The sequence below is a fragment of the Streptomyces zhihengii genome, from assembly GCF_016919245.1.
GTDB lineage: Bacteria > Actinomycetota > Actinomycetes > Streptomycetales > Streptomycetaceae > Streptomyces > Streptomyces zhihengii.
In genome coordinates this window covers 2,128,564-2,144,315 of record NZ_JAFEJA010000002.1, presented here as the reverse complement: position 1 = coordinate 2,144,315, position 15,752 = coordinate 2,128,564, and the positions used below count along the sequence as shown (strand labels likewise).

The following is a 15,752-nucleotide window of genomic DNA, read 5'->3' as shown; positions in this document are numbered from 1 at the left end:
GTACCGGGCGTAGGAGCGGGCGTGTACGTCCGGCCCGTCAAGGATGCGTCGAAGGACCCGTTCGCGAACGTCAGACGGCTCGGATCATCACGGTGAGGCGGGGTGACGCCGGCGAGGGCTGGCTATGACCGAGGTCCTCGTACCCCCACGACCTGTAGAGGGCGTGGACCTTTCCGTCACCAGCCGTCTTGTTGACCATGAGCGTCACGTAAGGCTCATTCCTGGTGGCCAGGAAGGCGTCATGGATGCGACGCGCCAGGCCTATGCCACGCCAAGCGGGCCGGACTCCGATCTCTTTGAGTGCGACAACCGCTCCCGCCGTGAACTCTTCGCCAGGGGTCGGATCTGTGCGCTGCCAGTAGCGATCCCCGTCTTCGATCCGATTGCCGTAGGCGTATCCCACGGGGTGCTCGCCCTCATAGGCGAGGAGGGCCTGGAAGCCGTCCTCGGCGCCGTGCCGGTCCAGACGTTCACCGAAGGCACTCACCGCGTAGTTTGCGAGGTGGAGCAGCGGAGCGCGGACTTCGGCGTATACGTCGAGGAGGTCGCCGCGGGCAGCTTCCATGTCGGTGAACGAGCGGAGTTCGATGGCGGGGGTCGAGGTCATGCGGGTGTCCTCCAGGCGGCTGTGTGCTCAGTCCATGCGCGCGCATTCCTACTGCCCGGTGCTGTGGCGCGGAGCGCGGCACCGAACTCCTGAAGCATGCGGGACACCCGTGGGTGTTGGGTAGCCGCTTCGGCGTTGACGGCCATGGCGGTGTGGGTGGCAGCGTCGGTGTCACCTTGAGCGAGCTGGGCGTGCGCGAGGCGGCTGGTGGCGATGGCGCGTGAGCGCTGCATGTGAGGGCGGAGCGATGCGAGGCACTGGTGTGCGTGGTATTCAGCGGTCGGCCAGTCGCCGGCGGCGAGGTAGGCGCTCAGGGCCAGAGAGTGAAGTTCTGCTTCGTCCCAGAAGGCGAGGAGCCACACGGGACGGTAGGCGTCTGTACTGGCACGACTCATGGCTTCACGTGCCTGACCGAAGGTGCGGGGCAGGCTGCGCAGCTCGTGGGAAACGCCCTGGATGGCCATTTGCCGGGCCATCCCCAGGGACGCGAACATCGGGTCACGGCGAGTGATGTGCAGGTTCCTGGCGACATCATTGGCGGCTCGCGCGTCCGTGGGGCGTCCCATGTGGCGGTAGAGCGTGCCGGCGTGGGACCAGATACGGAACTTGATCGCCTGGTCGCCGGAAAGCTCTGCGAGCGCCTGGGCTTCGCGCATGTGGATGAGAGCGTCCTTGAAGCGGCGGCCGTCGATGGCCGCCCACATTGCGGATGAACGGAAGCTGGCGGCGCTGGCGTAGAGACTGCTGCGGACGCGCTGAGTGGCGGTCCCAGAGTTCTGGAGGTTCAAAGCGGTGTCGGCGAGGGTCGCTGCGCGCTGTTCAATGTCGCGCTGCCCTCCGTGCTTGTGGTCGCTGGCGATCACGGCGGTGAACTTCTGCTGCAGGCGCCCGACGTCGCTCATCCCGATCTTGCGGGTCGACGCGGCGCATGGAGCTGCGGCAGCGATGGCGGTTGAAACGGCGCCCGTGACGAGGGTGCGACGGTGCATGGAATCCTCCTGCGGTACGGCTGCCGGCGAGGTTCGGCCCCGTGGCACGAACCCTAAGTCGACTGGCGACCTTCCGGAGAGGTCGGAGAGGACTCGCCGGGTGGCCGTATTGGGCCAACGGACCCGTCCAGAGCGCCACTCGCGAATGTGGCGGCCGTCGTAGGTACCTACCTTGCCCGTGAGGGACTCCAGCCCTGCATTGATCGCTATGGCAAGGCCGTTGGCGCTGTACTGGTGCTCGTCCATCCATGCTTCGAGGGCAACGTTGCGCTCGCTTTCCATCCACGCAAGGTAGCCCTATGAGTGCATCGAGCGAAGTAAAGCGAAGGTCAAAACCCCCTAGGCGATTCATCGGAATCGTACACAGCATCCCCTAACCAGCGACCGGCCAGGCGGAGTTGTCTGTTCATGCGGCGCCGGACCGATGGCTCCCGCACGGAGGAACTCCAGTCCTGTCACTTGCGAGGGCTGGGCAACCCCACGCTGGAGGGATAGACCCAATGCCGTGTAGTTAGGGCTCTGGGCTGCTTGTCAAGCAGGCTGATGAAGTGACGGAGCTCCTGCTAGAACCGTGTCGACCAAGATCACTGTTCAGCAGGAGCTCCGTTGGCCGCCAAGTCTGTCATTTCTCGCGAAGTAGCGGTTGCGGCAGGGGCGTTTGCCCCCGGCCATCTCGGCGAGCTGACACGGATTGTCCCGTTCGAGATGGTCGATGAGGTGTTGGCAGATACCGGCAGAACCCAGCAGCGGATACGGGACCTTCCCTCGCGCGTGGTGGTGTATCTGCTGCTGGGCGGGGCATTGTTCCCGGGGCTCGGATGGCAGCAGGTGTGGCAGCGGCTGACGGCCGGCCTGGACGGACTGCCGACGGCGACTCCCACGGCCGGCGCGCTGGCCCAGGCCCGCAAGAGGCTCGGGACCCGACCGTTGCGTCACCTGTTCGACTTGCTTCGTGGACCGGCCGCGGGACTCGGGATCGCCGGAACGCGGTGGCACGGACTGCTCGTCTGCGCCATCGACGGCACGTTGATGGCAGTGCCGGACAGCCCCGCGAACCAGGCCGAGTTCACCAGGCACCGCTGCAACAATGGCGGCGCGGGATACCCCTCACTGCGGCTTCTGATCCTGGTCGCCTGCGGAACCCGAACCGTCATGGACGCGGTATTCGGTCCGGCCACCGACGGTGAGACCACCTACGCTCCACGCCTGGTCCGAAGCCTGCGGGAAGACATGATCGTCCTGCTGGACCGGAACTTCGCCGTCCAGGCCCTGATCGAAGCAGTCACCTTGAGGAGCGCACACGTCCTGGTCCGGGTGAAGGAGAACCGCAGACTGCCGGTCCTGCGACGCTTCCCCGACGGCTCCTGGCTCTCCCGGATCGGACCCGTTCCGGTCCGTGTTGTCTGCTGCGAGATCACCATCAGCACATCACAGGGACGACGCACCGGCGCATACCGGCTGGTCACAACCCTGACCGACCCCTTCACCCACCCCGCCGGCGATCTGATCGGGCTGTATCACGAGCGGTGGGAAATCGAGACCACCTATCTGGAGATCAAGTCGACGATCCTCGGCGGTCGGGTCCTTCGTGCCCGCACTCCCGCCGGTGTCGCCCAGGAAGTCTTCGCAGTGCTGGTCACCTACCAGGTCCTGCGGCTGGCGATGGCGGACGCCACCGCCAGCCGGCCCGGGACCGACCCCGACCGGGCGAGTTTCTCCATCGCCCTGAACACCGCCCGCGATCTGGTCATCCAGGCCGCAGGCGTGTTCAGTGGCGCCGTGATCGACCTCGTCGGCACCATAGGCCGCCGAATCCTGGCCGCCCTCATGCCCGACCGCCGTGTCCGCACCCGTCCACGCGTCGTGAAACGGGCCATCTCGAGATACAACGCCAGAGGCACCGTCGACCGCACCACCTACAGGGCCACGATCAGCGTCCACATCCTGACGCCCGCCCCTTGACACCGCCCACGGCACCCCTAACTACACGGCATTGGGGATAGACCCCGTGATGACAACGCATCCCAAGGCTGCCGGAGTCCGACAGCGGCCGCTCAGGCAGCCAGCCCTCGAGATGTCAATTGAGCGCCGCCCCGATCCCGTCACCGGTGGCATGTCCGAGGCGGACAGAAGGCGGCCGCACCAGCTCCGCCGGACGCTTCGCGCAGCTCTCCACCACTGGAACCGGCACGAACTCGTCGACGCCGCGGAGCTGCTGCTCACCGAGCTCGTGACGAACGCCCTCCGTCACGCATCCGGCCCTACGGTGAACGTGCGGGTTGCCCACCTGGACAGCCACCTCAAGATCGAGGTGAACGATGGAACGCCCCGCTGTCCGCTGCCAGGCTCCTCGAGCCCGGACGCCGAGCACGGCCGCGGCCTGTTCATCGTCGACGCGGTAGCCGATGCCTGGGGCGTCAGCGAAGACCGAACGACGGTCTGGTGCACCCTTCCCCTGACCGAAGGAACATCCGACATGGCCACCCCGCAGATCGTGCGCGAGAAGACCATGGAATTCGACGCCAACCCGAACTCGTCCGGGTCCGCCCGCGTCTGGGCACGATCCGCGCTCACGATCCTGGCCTGGCCCGGCCCCGTCCACCTTGCCACGGACGTGCTGTACGTCCTCGTCACCAACGCCTTCGAGTACGGGTTACCCGCGGGGAGCGGACGGTCGGTGAGGGTGGCGCTCCGGCTGACGGAGCACGATGAACTGCTCGTCGACGTCGAGGACGACACCCCCGACTTCCCCGCCTTCGACAAGGCCGTGAGCGGTGAACTCGGCCGCGGCCTGTGGGGGGCCAAGAGTCACGGCGCCGAAGTGACCTGGTTCCCCAGCAGCGCGGGCAAGACCGTGCGCGCCACGCTCCAGGCGGGGCCGGTGGACCTGTGACCGTCACCGCGACGCCCGACGCCGGGCAGATGATGAACAGGCTCGTGCGGGAGGCGGGTGGCCCCAGCGAGCCGGCCGCCGACATGGCCGACCTTGCTGAGCTGCTCCGCAATCTTCTGGCAGTCACCAGGCGCGAGGACACCATCGTGCGCCTGGGCGGCAACCTCTTCGACGTCGTGGTCACCAGCTCGAGCTTCAAAGCTCGCGCCGCTGTCGACGTCATGGACGAGATCCAGGGCGGGTGCGGACCGGTCATCGAGGACACCCGAGACGGATCCTTCTACTGGCTGGTCCCGCCGGGCACGGCCGAACGGTGGCCGCAGCACACCCATGCCGTCTGCCTCGGCGCCCCGTGCCGCATCACGCTTCCGTCGCTCGACTCCACGTCATGGCCTTCCGTTCCCGGGCCCTACTGGTACCGGCCGTCCAGGAGCGACCGTCTGGTTCCCGGCATGCCGCTGTGGAAGACGCTCGCCCTGCACCAGCCGGAGCCGACGCCGCATGCCGCGTTCGAGAAGCGTCTCGGCGGAACCCTCTAGATCCCCGTGTCCGGGCGGCCCTCCCCCCCCCGTAGCTGCCCGACACGGGCGCACCCCCTGGTGCCGGAGCGGATCCGGCTCCGGCACCAGGGGCCCCACAACTCCTGTCCGGCGGTCGGGTCGACGGCCCGTCCCCGGCCGCCGGACAGGCGCCACTTCCGGCGCGGGGCACCACCCGATCGTGTTCCCCCACGGCGGCGTTCCCCGCGCCGGGCCCATCACCCACGGCCGATGGGACCGTTCCGCCCACACCTTCCGCCCCGGCCCGGCATCCTGGGCCGGACGAGCAAGGAGCAACCAATGACCGTGCTGGACATACACCGCCCCTCCCCCACCCCGCTCGACGTCCTCTCGCTCGAACTCACCGCCCGGTGCCAGTTCACCTGCCCCAGCCAGTGCTACGCCGAGGCGGGCCCGACCCGCGACCACGGCAGCATGACCGCCGACAACTGGCACCGGCTCATCGACGAGGCCCACGCCCTCGGTACGCGCAGCGTGCAGTTCATCGGCGGGGAGCCCACCCTGCACCCGGCCTTCACCGAACTCGTCGAGCACGCGCTGAACGCAGGCCTGAATGTCCGGGTGCACTCGAACCTCTACAAGGTCCGTGACGAGCACTGGAGCCTCTTCGAGGACCCGCGCGTACGCGTGGCGACCACCTACCACAGCGATGACCCCGCGCAGCACGATGCGATCACCGGCCGGGACGGGTCTCACGCGGCCACGCGCGCCGCGATCCGCGAAGCATTCATGCGCGGCGTGAAGCTGCGCGTCGCCATCGTCGACCACGGGAACGGCCAGCGGGCGGAGCAGGCACGCGCCGAGATGGAGGCCCTCGGGGTCACCGCCTCCGTCGACAAGGTCCGCGCGGTCGGGCGCGCCTCCGGCGGCCTTCTGCCGTCCACGTCGTCGCTGTGCGGGCGCTGCGGCGATCGCAAGGCGGCCGTCCTGCCGAACGGTGAGGTGTCCGTCTGCGAAATCGGCCGCTTCCTGACCGCGGGCAACGTCCGCGAGACGCCGCTGGCGTCAGTTCTGACCAGCCCCGCGTGGCAGCAGGCCCGCAAGAGCGTCCCGGTCCGGGACTCGGCGGACCCGTGCGGGCCGGACTGCGGGCCCTCGGACGACAGCTCGTCCGGCGGCGGCTCCTGCGGCCCCATGAGCTGACAACGGTCAGGAAGAGGAGAAGCAGCATGGACTGGGAGACAGACGCCCAGCGCTTGGGCGCGAAGGTCGCCCGGCCGGGATCCCCCTGGGAGGCGGCCGTTACGGAAACCCCCCGGCATGTGTTCGTGCCCCGGTGGTTCGAACGGGACCAGGAGGCCGGCGGGCGGGTCGTGCGCGACGGTGCGGCCGACCCCGATGCGTGGCTCGCCGCCGCGTACAGCGACACCACGCTGGTCACGCGGGTCGGGGCCGTGCACGCGGACCACGCCGAACCCGGCACCGTGGTCACCTCCGGCGTCTCGACGTCGTCCTCGACGGAGCCGGGCCTGATCGTCGGAATGTATCGGCAGGCGGACTTGATCGACGGGTGCCGCACGCTGGTGACCACCGGCACCGGCTACGGCACCGCACTCGCCTGCCATCGACTCGGCGCAGGCATGGTGACCAGCGTCGACGTCGACCCGTACCTCGTGGAAGCCGCCACCGACCGGCTCGCTGCTATCGGGCTGCGTCCCGAGACTGCCGTCTGCGACCTCACCCAGGGGCCGCTCCCGGGCGAGTACGACCGGATCGTGTCCACCGTGGCCGTACCGAGCATCCCGCCCGCCTGGCTCGAAGCCCTGCGGCCCTACGGCCGGCTGGTCACCACGATCACCGGGACGGGGCTGACTCTCTACGCCGACAAGACCCCGGACGGCGGCGCCGTGGGACGGACCGCCTTCGAACCGGCATTTTTCATGGCCGCCCGCCAAGGCGCCGACTACGAGGAGACCATCCCGGCGACCGTCTGGGACGCCGCACAGCACGGCGACGGCGAAGCAAGCGTGAGCCGTCACCTGCTCGTGTTCGTGCCCGAGGCATGGAGCATCCGCTCCATGCTCCAGCTCCACACGCCCGGGATCGAGCACCGCCACCGGTGGTACCCGGACCGTAGCCACACGGTCTGGATGGCACACGCCGACGGGTCATGGGTCCGCGCCCACTCCCCCGCCCCCCGCGAGGTTGCCACCGTGTACCAGGGCGGCCCACGCCGCCTGTGGGACCCCCTCGAGGACATCCTCGACCGCCTCAACTGGGTCGGCGAACTTCCCGTGTACGGCGCCCGTGTCACCATCACCCCCGACGGCGAGACCACCCTCACCCGCGGAAACTGGACGGCCAGGCTGTAGCCTTCGGCTCCGCTTTCCGCTGCTTCAGTCCGTGTCGACGCCTCATGTCGCGTTCGAGAAGCGCCTCGGCATGAGCCCCTAGATCTCCGTGTCGGGCTTACCCATAGCTGCCTGACACGGGCACACCCCTGGTGCCGGCGCCGGATCAGGCGTCGGCACCAGGGCTCGACTTCACACCCGTCCGGCGATCGACGCACCGTCTCGCCTGGACTGGTACGGCTCCAGCCCTGCCCCGAACGCACCGTGTCCCCCCAACAGGACGTTCGGGGGCAGGCAGGCCCTTTCCCTCGCAGAACTGCACAAGGACTTCCCATGCCCAGCGCCCCGCACCACGCCTCACCTCGCACGGCCGCGGTCCCGTCCCCGGCGCAGCTCGTCACCAGCCGATGGCTGCGGCACCTGCGGCGTGAAAGCAAGCTCACCCTCGAAACGGTCGCCCAGCGATTGCGAGTCCCCCACCAGGTCGTGTCCCAGTGGGAGGAAGGCCTGCCGCCCCGTGACCGGGCATGCCTGACCGCATTACTGCGGTTGTACAACGTCAAGAGTCCAGACGAGGCGGTCGAGATGCTGAGCCGCGGCCTGCCGCCGGTAACGGCCGGCCGGGAGGAAGCGGAGCAGATTGCCGATCAGCGCTGTGAGCGGACCATGTGGGACCGCTGGACCGACACAGGCCACGGTGCTGCTCTGCGGCACTGGCTGATGTGGGACTCCGCCACCACCGTCCTGAGCCACACCAACCTGTCCATCCCCCCGCCCTATCGAACACCCGCCTACACCCGAGCTGCATGCGGAGGGCGCACCGCTGCGCACACGCCTCCCTACAGGCTTGCGGGACGTGGACGCCGACCCGAGCTGATCCTCCTGCTTGGCCAGGACGCCTTGGAGTATCCCGTCGGCGGTCCGCTGGTCATGGCTGAGCAGCTTCGGTACCTGGTGAGCATCGTGCAGGAGCGCCTCGCAACGATCCGTGTCCTGGTCCCGCGCCCGCACCTGCCCCCGATTGTGTTCAAACACGCGCACCTGATGCTGATCGAGGGCCAGTGGGTGGCGGCTGGCGCCAGCGGCTACTGGTACGAGACCCGCACCGTCGAAGTAGGCCGCGCACGGGCGGCTTTCAACAGCCACTTATGGGCCGTATCAGAGGAGGAGAACGCCATCTACTACCTGACGAAGGCGGCAGAGCGCATGGAGAGGGCGGCCGCACCGTGACCGTTCTGCAATTCCCTCTACGCGGCGCTTCCGCACCGTTGTCCGTCGCCGACTCCGCACCACCCGCTCGGATCGTCCTCGGCGTCTACCTTCGGGCTCTGCGCCGGGCTCACCGGATGAGCCAGCGGAGGTCCGGCCGCCACGACCACGTCGCGACGTCCACCATCTCCCGCGTCGAGAGAGCCGAGAGTCCGCTGAAACCGGAACGGCTGGAGGCACTGCTGGACGTGTACTCCGTCGCCGAGAAGGATCGCCGCTATCTGCTGCGTTCCCTCCCTCCAGCCCAGTTCACACCGGCCCCCCAGGGGTGGACTCAACGCGACCGATGGGATCACTGGGCAGACGTCGCAGGGGCGGAAGCCGATGCCCGCTACGTTGCCGTGCTGCTCTCGGCCAGCGAACTCATTGAGCACGCCACCACGCGCATTCCCTCGGACCTGCGGCCCGGCAGCCACCGTGACGCTCAGGACTCCGACCAGTCCGCAGGTCCCGCGGGCCACGACGTGGGCATGCCGTCCTGGGTGCGCACGGTAGAACGTCATCCCGAGCAGCGTCGAACGGTACTGATCGACGAGTACCTGTTGAGCCGCCCGGTAGGCGGACCGGCCGCGGCGGCGGAACAGTTCCACCACCTCGTGGAGCTGATGAAGCGGGAGGATGAGAGTCGTCTGCGGATCCGCGTGCTCGACTCCTCCAAGCTGAGCATGCTGGATCTGATTCACACGTCGGCGCTGGTGACGGTCGGATCGAACCGCATGATCGTGGGGTACGGCCTCTGCCCGTACTACGAGACCCGATCCGGGGCGGCCATCACCAGCGCCGACGCCTTCCGTAAGGCGCAGGAGAACGCCTACGACCGGGCCACCACGATCGCCCTCATCGAGCGAGCGGCCGAAGGGATGGCCAAGAAGGTCAAGCAGGTGAAGCAGTAGTTACAGGCCCGCGCGCCCGGTCTGTAGTGCCTCCGGGCCGGGGCCGAGGGTCAGCGGCGAGCTGAAAGGAAGTCGCGGGTACGATCGTCGAGATCGGCGGCGCATCGCAAACCGCGGGAGCGGAAGCGCGACAGGTCGCGGCGCATGGTGCTCACGGCCTTGCGAGTCCGGGCCGACTGAACGCCATCCATGTGGTCCATGGCCCGGCCCCAGGTGGCGCACGCTTGCTCAATGCTGCCCTCTGCGGCCTGCATCTCGGCCTGCGCGACCAGGTCCAGGGCAACAATGCGCGCGTGCGTGCCCGGTGGCCGGCTCGTCGCCGCCGCTCCGTACATTGCCGCGGCCCGGCGCCGGTCTCCCAGCGTTTCGAAGACCTTCGCCGTCCGGCTGTGAACAGTGGCAGCGGGCGGCCCCCACGACAGGGCCCAGAACGGAACGTCGTCGCCCTTCGCCGAGCTGAGGGCCGTGCGAGCACGCTCGACCTCGCGCACCGCCTCCTTCCTCTGGCCGGCCTTGGCAAGGGCGTGGGCGTGGGTGACGGCGAACAGCGCATCGGTCTGGGTGTCGACCCGCCCGTGGACCTTGTCGACGGCGGAAGCGGCCAGGGCGAGGCAGTGCTCTGGGCGGTGCAGCTTCATGCCCTGCTGCGACATGGTCCTCATGACGAACGCGGCGTGACCGGTGACCTCCGACTCGCGGGCCAGGGCGTACGACTGGAGGTAGTACCGCTGCGCCAGGCCTTGCTCCCCGCCGTCGTACGCTCGCCAACCGGCCTGGTGCACACCGACGGCGGCGGCGGACAGCATGTGACGGTGGTCGTCCTCGGAACTGAAGCGTCCCCGGCACAGGGTCGCGACATCCGACAGGAGGTACTGCACCAGTGCGGACCGGCCATGCTGGCCGCCGTGTCGTTCGTCCATCACTGCAAACATCGCGACCATGTCGCGTACCGCGGCAACGTCCGCATGCCCGAGCCGGGCGCCGGTGCGGGCCTTGGCCGCGCGGGAGGCGATGTCGGTGACGTGCTCCAGCGGCAGCACGGCGGCGGCCACCGAGTACGCGGCGCCGGACAGGAAGCGTCGGCGGTCCAAGTCACCCCTCCAGATCGGTATCAGGGCCTCCAGCGGGTAGTCGCCGAGGGACAGCCCGATGCTGTCATTGTCCCAGCCGGCCGGGACCGGCAGGCCGAGATCCTCCGGGGCCAGGGTCCTGCCCAGGCGGCGGAAGAGCGCCATCGTCAGGTAGCGGCCGGTCTGCCCCGCCGGCAGCGCTCGACGCCCGTGCCGAGCATCGCATCCTGTCGCGACTTCGCGCTCTGGCCGACGGCAGGACGACACTGTTCATCACCCACCGGCTGGTCAACTGCCGGCTCGCGGACCGGATCGTCGTTCTTGACCACGACCGGATCGTCCAACAGGGCACCTACGACGAATTGGCCACCGGTACCTCCCTGTTTCACGACATGCTCAAACTCCAGTAGGACACCACAATCGCCGAGGTGTAACAGAACTACACCGTTGACGTTCAGGGAGTGCAAGTTGCGCCAACCGCCCAGCGGACCAGAGGAAGGATGACACCCCTACGACCCCATCCCCGTGCGCGCAGGGCCGACGGGTCGGACTGCTGGCCGCGCTCCGTAACGCGCGGACCATCTCCGCAGGCACGGGGGCCGACGTGGCGAGCAGCCGGTCGGTCTGGCCCAGGCCCGGACCATCCCCGCGCGTGCGGGGACGACACGGCCCTCACCGGCGATTACTCCCGCGGCGCCGGACCATCCCTGCGCGCGCGGGGTCGACCCGTCCCACACGCCGTCAGGCACACCGGGTGGTCGCGCCGCCCCACGGGACGAGCCACATCTGGGTGAGGGCGGCGCCGCGGAGACGAAGATCCGCGTCGGGGTCGACCTGAACCACGAGCCCTACCCGATCCCGCCGCTCACTTCGGCTGACTGACCCAGGCCGACTTCTCGTACTGGCTGTCCACGTGAAAGATCTGCGGCTTGCCGTGGCTCAGCTTGATGATGATCTTCCAGGTGCCGACGCCGGGGGTGATCCCGGAGCATTCGAGCTTCGCGGGCCGTCCCGCGGTGGCCCACTGGTCCTGGGCCATGCGGCAGGCGGCGACCAGTTCGGCGAAGTAGCGGGTCACCTTGGTCTCGGAGAGGGTGGGGCCGAGTTCCTGTGCCATGTGCTTGAGGCACGCCATGTCGGTCTCCATGCCGCCGACCGAGAAGGCCCGGGGGACCCACCACGAGCCGATCCGGATCCACGTCATCGGGGTGACGCCGCCGGGCACGGGGATTTCGGTCCACGAGGAGTTGAGGGCGATACAGGCGTCCTCCCAGTTCGCGACGGTCGCCAGCACGCTGAAGGCCTTCGACAGCTGGACTGTCGTGCAAAGCGGCGGGGCCACCAGTCTGAAGGGCTTCTTGACGTATTTGTTGTCGCAGTGCGTCAGCACCTGCGTGAACTCCTGCGGCGTGGCCAGGGAGCTGAGGCACAGCAGCCAGGGCTCGCCGTAGTCGGTGGCCATCGTGGTGCAGGCGCTCTTGAGCGGTGGCGTCATGGTCGCGAGTGGTGCGAGGCGCTGGAGCGTGTCGTCGGTGAGGCGGAAGACGCTGCCGCACAGCTGCGTCCGGGCGCCGTTCGCCGCGCTGCCTGGTGTGTCGACGACGGCGCCGACGGTCTGCTTCAGTGCGGCCTCGGGCTCCGTGAACGCCGCGCAGAGCGCCGTGTCGACGTCCTTCCAGACGTTGTCCAGGGGCGTCGCGAGCACGACCGCGGCGGCCTTGCGGAACTTGATGACCGGGCCCGTCCATACGGTCAGGAACGGGCCGAGCTGGAGGGTGTCGATCGTGTGCAGGGTGGCGTCGACCTGCTGGACAAGGGTGTCGAGTTCGCCGTACTCCTGGGCGCACCACTGCTTGCGGCCGGCCAGCCACGTCTCGACGCTCTGCGAGCGGGTGACGTATGCGGTGACCTCGTCGGAGAGCCCGTGCAGGGCGATGTCGAGGGCTGCCATGATCGGGGTGGCGTGCAGGAACGAGTCGAGGATGGACAGGGTGGTGGGGTCGGCCGCCACGACCTGGTCGTCCGTGAGGTTGGCGTACTTCACCTGTTTGGCGTTGACGAGTGCCGCGTCGACGGACTCGGCGAGCTGGGCGGTGAGCGGTAACAGCTTCGCGCGCAGGGCGATGACGACCTTCTTGATCTCGGCGATCCAGATCGCCCTGCGCTCCGGTGCCAGGTGGGCGAGGCGGGCGTCCAGGCTCTTGGTTGCGGCCGTCTGGGTGGTCCAGCTCTTGATCGTCTCGTTGAGCAGGGTCCGCAGGAGCGGCTCCAGGGCGGTGCGCATGTGCTCGTCGGTGGGCGGCGCCGGCTTCCCCCCGGTGCCGACCGGTCCCGGCGGTCCTGCGAACGGTTGCTGCGACATGATGTCCCCCCTCGTCGCGACGCCACGGCGACGCCGCCCGGAAAAGTATCGGGCAGTGGAGGCGCACCCGGAGCTGGAACAACACAATTCGCGGGAGCGCGAGTTCACGGTCCCGCGACATGCGCCCGCGGCGTTGTGGCAGGTGTCGGAGCGCGGGGCGCCGTCCATGCCCCGATGCCGGTCCGGCCGGGCGCCGGGCCTCCTGCGGGTCCTGCGCGAGGCCGATCCGGACTACGTTCCGCTCGCCGGGACACTCGCCGAGTGCGACCGGGTCGGCGACAGCCGGGCGATTGCCAGGGGGCACCGCCGTCACGGCGTGAACGTGCAGGTCGTGGCCGCCCCCACCGGCACCTGCTGGGGATCTCACCCGTTCTGCCCGGCCACGCCCACGGCCTGACGGCGGCGCGCGCTCACCGCAGCGAACGCCAGGGCGTCCCCGTCCTCGCCGACCGCGCCTACATCGGTGCCGGCCCCTGGGTGACGACACCGATCAGACGGCTTCCGAACCGGGACCTCATCCCGGCCCAGCGGACGATCAACCAGACCTGTCGGCGGCGTGAGCACCGATCGAATGAAGCGTCGCAAGGCTGACGTCCTGGCGCATCTTCCGCATAGCCCGCTGCAGCCCTAGCCGCATAACAGCCATGGCCGCAGCCGTCGTCACCCTGGAGCGTCAAGCTGAAGAGGCTTGGTGTCCCGTGTGTTCGGCATCAGGGGTCAAGGCCCGATCTCGTCGGGCGTAGTGATGCTGCGGACTCATCCTCACGGCCTTCGCGCTGAACGTGTGTGTTCCGTGGCCGGAGCGCATTTTCAGGTGAAGGCCGTTTCTGCGTCCGGCGGTTACCGAACCGAGTGATCAAGTACGACGCACCGTTCGACGCCCCATGCTGAAGATCGAGTTAGGCTGGAAGATCAAGAAACGTCTGGACCACAAGGTAGGCGTCGCCATCGGCTACGGCGACTGCTTCTCCAACGGCGAGCTGGAGATCGTGCGCAGGGGCGTGGGCGAAACTTCGCGGTTCGAGTGGTGGGCACGTGCGGGGGCGGTACGCGTGTGCGTGCCGCCCCCGCTGGTGGGTGCCGGGACTCAGCTGAGGGTCAGGAAGGTGCCTGCCCCGTTGCCGTACTCGATCCAGGCGCCGGAGCGGGTGTGCGCCGGGACGCCGGACCAGGCGGCGGTCAGGTCAGTCGGCACGCCGGGGATGACGCGGGCCCGGTCGGGCGTGACCGTGACTTTGCCAGTGATGGGGCTGTCCGCGGTGATGTGGTTCGCCTGATAGGTGTACGGCGTGACGGTCTCCCCGTCGGCCCCCATCGCGACCAGGGACACGAAGAGGGCGTCGGCCGTGGGATGCGGCACGGTGATGGTGACCACTCCGTCGCTATCGGGGACGGCGATCTGGACGTCCTGGAGGACCCCGCCGACCTTGTTGCCCCACAGGACGCCCGTGATCGTGTCCTCCACCGCGTCGAAGCGGACCGTGATCTGCGACGCCTTAGTGCCGGACGGGATAGCGGCGTCGTAGGAGACCTCCTGCATCTGAGTCAGGGTGCCCTCGGTGACCGGCGAGGTGACCGGTCCGTAGGCGGTGGCCGTCAGGGTGCTGGTGGCCGGGGTGACCGAGAATATGTTCGAGCCGCTGAAGCCGGAGCCCTCAATCTCGGCGGGGGCGCGGACGATCTGCGGGGTGACGACGATCGGGCTGCGGACGGTGGTGCGGCCAGAGGTCCAGGTGAGGGCCCCGGTGTCGACGCGTCCCGCGGGCGCGGAGGTCACGTCCAGGGTGAGAGTGAAAGTGCGCTTCTGGCCGGGGTGAGTGAAGTGCAGTACGGGCGGGCTCACCGTGGCCTTGATGCCGGGGAGGTCCACCCGGGAGCGGTAGGTGCCGGCCGTGGTCGCAGTGACGGTGCGGGTGACGGTCTGCTTGCCGAACAGGTCGCCGATGGCTATGGACGGGTAGTTGAGGTCACTCGGGTCGATGGCCTTGATGCCGGTTCCGGTGTCCACGCCGGAGCCTTCGAGGTAGGCGAGCCAGTCCCGCTCGCCCGAGTCGTAGACGAGTCCGGGCCGCAGCATGGCCCGTGCGTCCACCTCGCCGGCGCCCTGCGCGAAGGCGTCGACGCTGTTCTCGCCGTCCGCTGTCTTCGTCGGCGTGGCGGTGGTCATCATGGCCGACTTGATGCTCATCGGGGACCAGGTGGGGTGCTCCGAGAGGTAGAGCGCCGCGAGGCCGCTGATGTGCGGGGTGGCCATGGAGGTGCCGGAGTAGTAGTCGAAGTCGCGGCCCTTGTTGCCGACCGGGGACACGGCCGCGAGGATCGTGGCGCCGGGCGCGGTGATGTCGGGCTTGAGCAGGTCGCCGTTGCCGACGAGCGAGGGGCCGCGCGAGGAGAAGCCGGCCACCTGCGGGTAGACGTGCGAGGTGCCTCCGTCGGTGAGGGTGGCGGTGGCTCCGCTCGTGGCGGCGTAGGTGCGCACGGGGGGCGCAGCCGCGTGGTCGAGGTGGACGGCCGGCAGGCTGTGCAGGTCGCCGTCCGTGCTCTCGTTGCCGGGGTTGACCAGGACGAGGCCGATGCCGCCGGCCCGCTTGACCTCGGCGGACTTGTCGGGGCGGCCGTTGACGCCCCGTTCGCAGACGACGATCTTCCCGGCCGTGCGGGCGGGGTCGAGGGAGTTCGGCATGCAGTAGTCCGCGTAGATGTCGTGTCGGGGACCCGGACCGCGGAGCCCAGGACGAGCGGGGCGGGGCCGACCTGCCGGTGCACGGTGGTGCTGATGCCGGTGTGGCTCGCGCCGTTGCCGAGGGTCACCGTGCCG

At 69.0% G+C, this 15,752-nt stretch carries 13 protein-coding genes and 1 pseudogene; 8 read left to right on the top strand and 6 right to left on the bottom strand.

The annotated features are described in order from the left end of the window. Positions 1-70: 70 nt before the first annotated feature. Together JE024_RS36850 and JE024_RS36845 are read right to left on the bottom strand one after the other, a co-directional pair. Positions 71-607, bottom strand: a complete 537-nt coding sequence (locus JE024_RS36850; protein WP_205378178.1) for a GNAT family N-acetyltransferase — start codon at positions 605-607, stop codon at positions 71-73. Continuing rightward, a complete protein-coding gene (locus tag JE024_RS36845) occupies positions 604-1,878 on the bottom strand; it encodes an NsdA family TPR-like regulatory protein (RefSeq protein WP_244883510.1) in 1,275 nt (424 codons plus the stop codon). The genes JE024_RS36850 and JE024_RS36845 overlap by 4 nt, the downstream gene beginning before the upstream one ends. A gap of 324 nt (positions 1,879-2,202) precedes the next feature. Here JE024_RS36845 and JE024_RS36840 point away from each other — a divergent pair, with 324 nt between their 5' ends. From JE024_RS36840 to JE024_RS36810, 7 genes are all read left to right on the top strand, one after another. Further along, the gene (locus tag JE024_RS36840) at positions 2,203-3,558 is read left to right on the top strand and encodes an IS4 family transposase (RefSeq protein ID WP_280521544.1); all 1,356 of its coding nucleotides are present in this window, start codon (positions 2,203-2,205) and stop codon (positions 3,556-3,558) included. Positions 3,559-3,709: 151 nt separating this feature from the next. Continuing rightward, positions 3,710-4,489 carry an ATP-binding protein gene (locus tag JE024_RS36835; RefSeq protein ID WP_244883509.1) on the top strand — a complete coding sequence of 260 codons (780 nt, stop codon included), beginning with the start codon at positions 3,710-3,712 and terminating at the stop codon, positions 4,487-4,489. Then, on the top strand, positions 4,486-5,028 hold the full coding sequence (locus JE024_RS36830) for a hypothetical protein (protein WP_244883508.1): 543 nt from the start codon (positions 4,486-4,488) through the stop codon (positions 5,026-5,028). The genes JE024_RS36835 and JE024_RS36830 overlap by 4 nt, the downstream gene beginning before the upstream one ends. Before the next feature lie 300 nt (positions 5,029-5,328). Beyond that, positions 5,329-6,192: a radical SAM/SPASM domain-containing protein gene (locus tag JE024_RS36825; protein WP_205378176.1), complete on the top strand. Its 864-nt coding sequence runs from the start codon at positions 5,329-5,331 to the stop codon at positions 6,190-6,192. 26 nt (positions 6,193-6,218) lie between these two features. Beyond that, positions 6,219-7,361 (top strand): methyltransferase domain-containing protein, encoded by a 1,143-nt coding sequence (locus JE024_RS36820; RefSeq protein WP_205378175.1) that lies wholly within the window; start codon positions 6,219-6,221, stop codon positions 7,359-7,361. Positions 7,362-7,673: 312 nt separating this feature from the next. Beyond that, positions 7,674-8,570 carry a Scr1 family TA system antitoxin-like transcriptional regulator gene (locus JE024_RS36815; RefSeq protein WP_205378174.1) on the top strand — a complete coding sequence of 299 codons (897 nt, stop codon included), beginning with the start codon at positions 7,674-7,676 and terminating at the stop codon, positions 8,568-8,570. Next, positions 8,567-9,502, top strand: coding sequence for a Scr1 family TA system antitoxin-like transcriptional regulator (locus tag JE024_RS36810; RefSeq protein WP_205378173.1), 936 nt, complete (start codon positions 8,567-8,569; stop codon positions 9,500-9,502). Before JE024_RS36815 ends, JE024_RS36810 begins: the two co-directional genes overlap by 4 nt. A 50-nt stretch (positions 9,503-9,552) precedes the next feature. Here the strand turns inward: JE024_RS36810 and JE024_RS36805 are convergent, their stop codons facing one another. The 3 genes from JE024_RS36805 to JE024_RS36795 all read right to left on the bottom strand — a co-directional run bounded on the left by JE024_RS36805 (position 9,553) and on the right by JE024_RS36795 (position 12,934). Continuing rightward, positions 9,553-10,737, bottom strand: coding sequence for an NsdA family TPR-like regulatory protein (locus JE024_RS36805; RefSeq protein ID WP_244883507.1), 1,185 nt, complete (start codon positions 10,735-10,737; stop codon positions 9,553-9,555). 2 nt (positions 10,738-10,739) lie between these two features. Then, complete coding sequence (locus tag JE024_RS42450) at positions 10,740-10,901, bottom strand: hypothetical protein (protein WP_205378172.1); 162 nt, start codon at positions 10,899-10,901, stop codon at positions 10,740-10,742. Between the two features lie 536 nt (positions 10,902-11,437). Continuing rightward, entirely contained in the window at positions 11,438-12,934 is a 1,497-nt protein-coding gene (locus JE024_RS36795) for a hypothetical protein (protein WP_205378171.1), read from the bottom strand. Between the two features lie 187 nt (positions 12,935-13,121). Between JE024_RS36795 and JE024_RS41520 the strand changes: the two are divergent. Continuing rightward, positions 13,122-13,614: pseudogene (locus JE024_RS41520) on the top strand (transposase family protein); the annotation flags it as partial. Positions 13,615-14,021: 407 nt separating this feature from the next. Here the strand turns inward: JE024_RS41520 and JE024_RS41510 are convergent. Then, complete coding sequence (locus tag JE024_RS41510) at positions 14,022-15,617, bottom strand: fibronectin type-III domain-containing protein (protein ID WP_244883506.1); 1,596 nt, start codon at positions 15,615-15,617, stop codon at positions 14,022-14,024. Between the last annotated feature and the right edge of the window lie 135 nt (positions 15,618-15,752).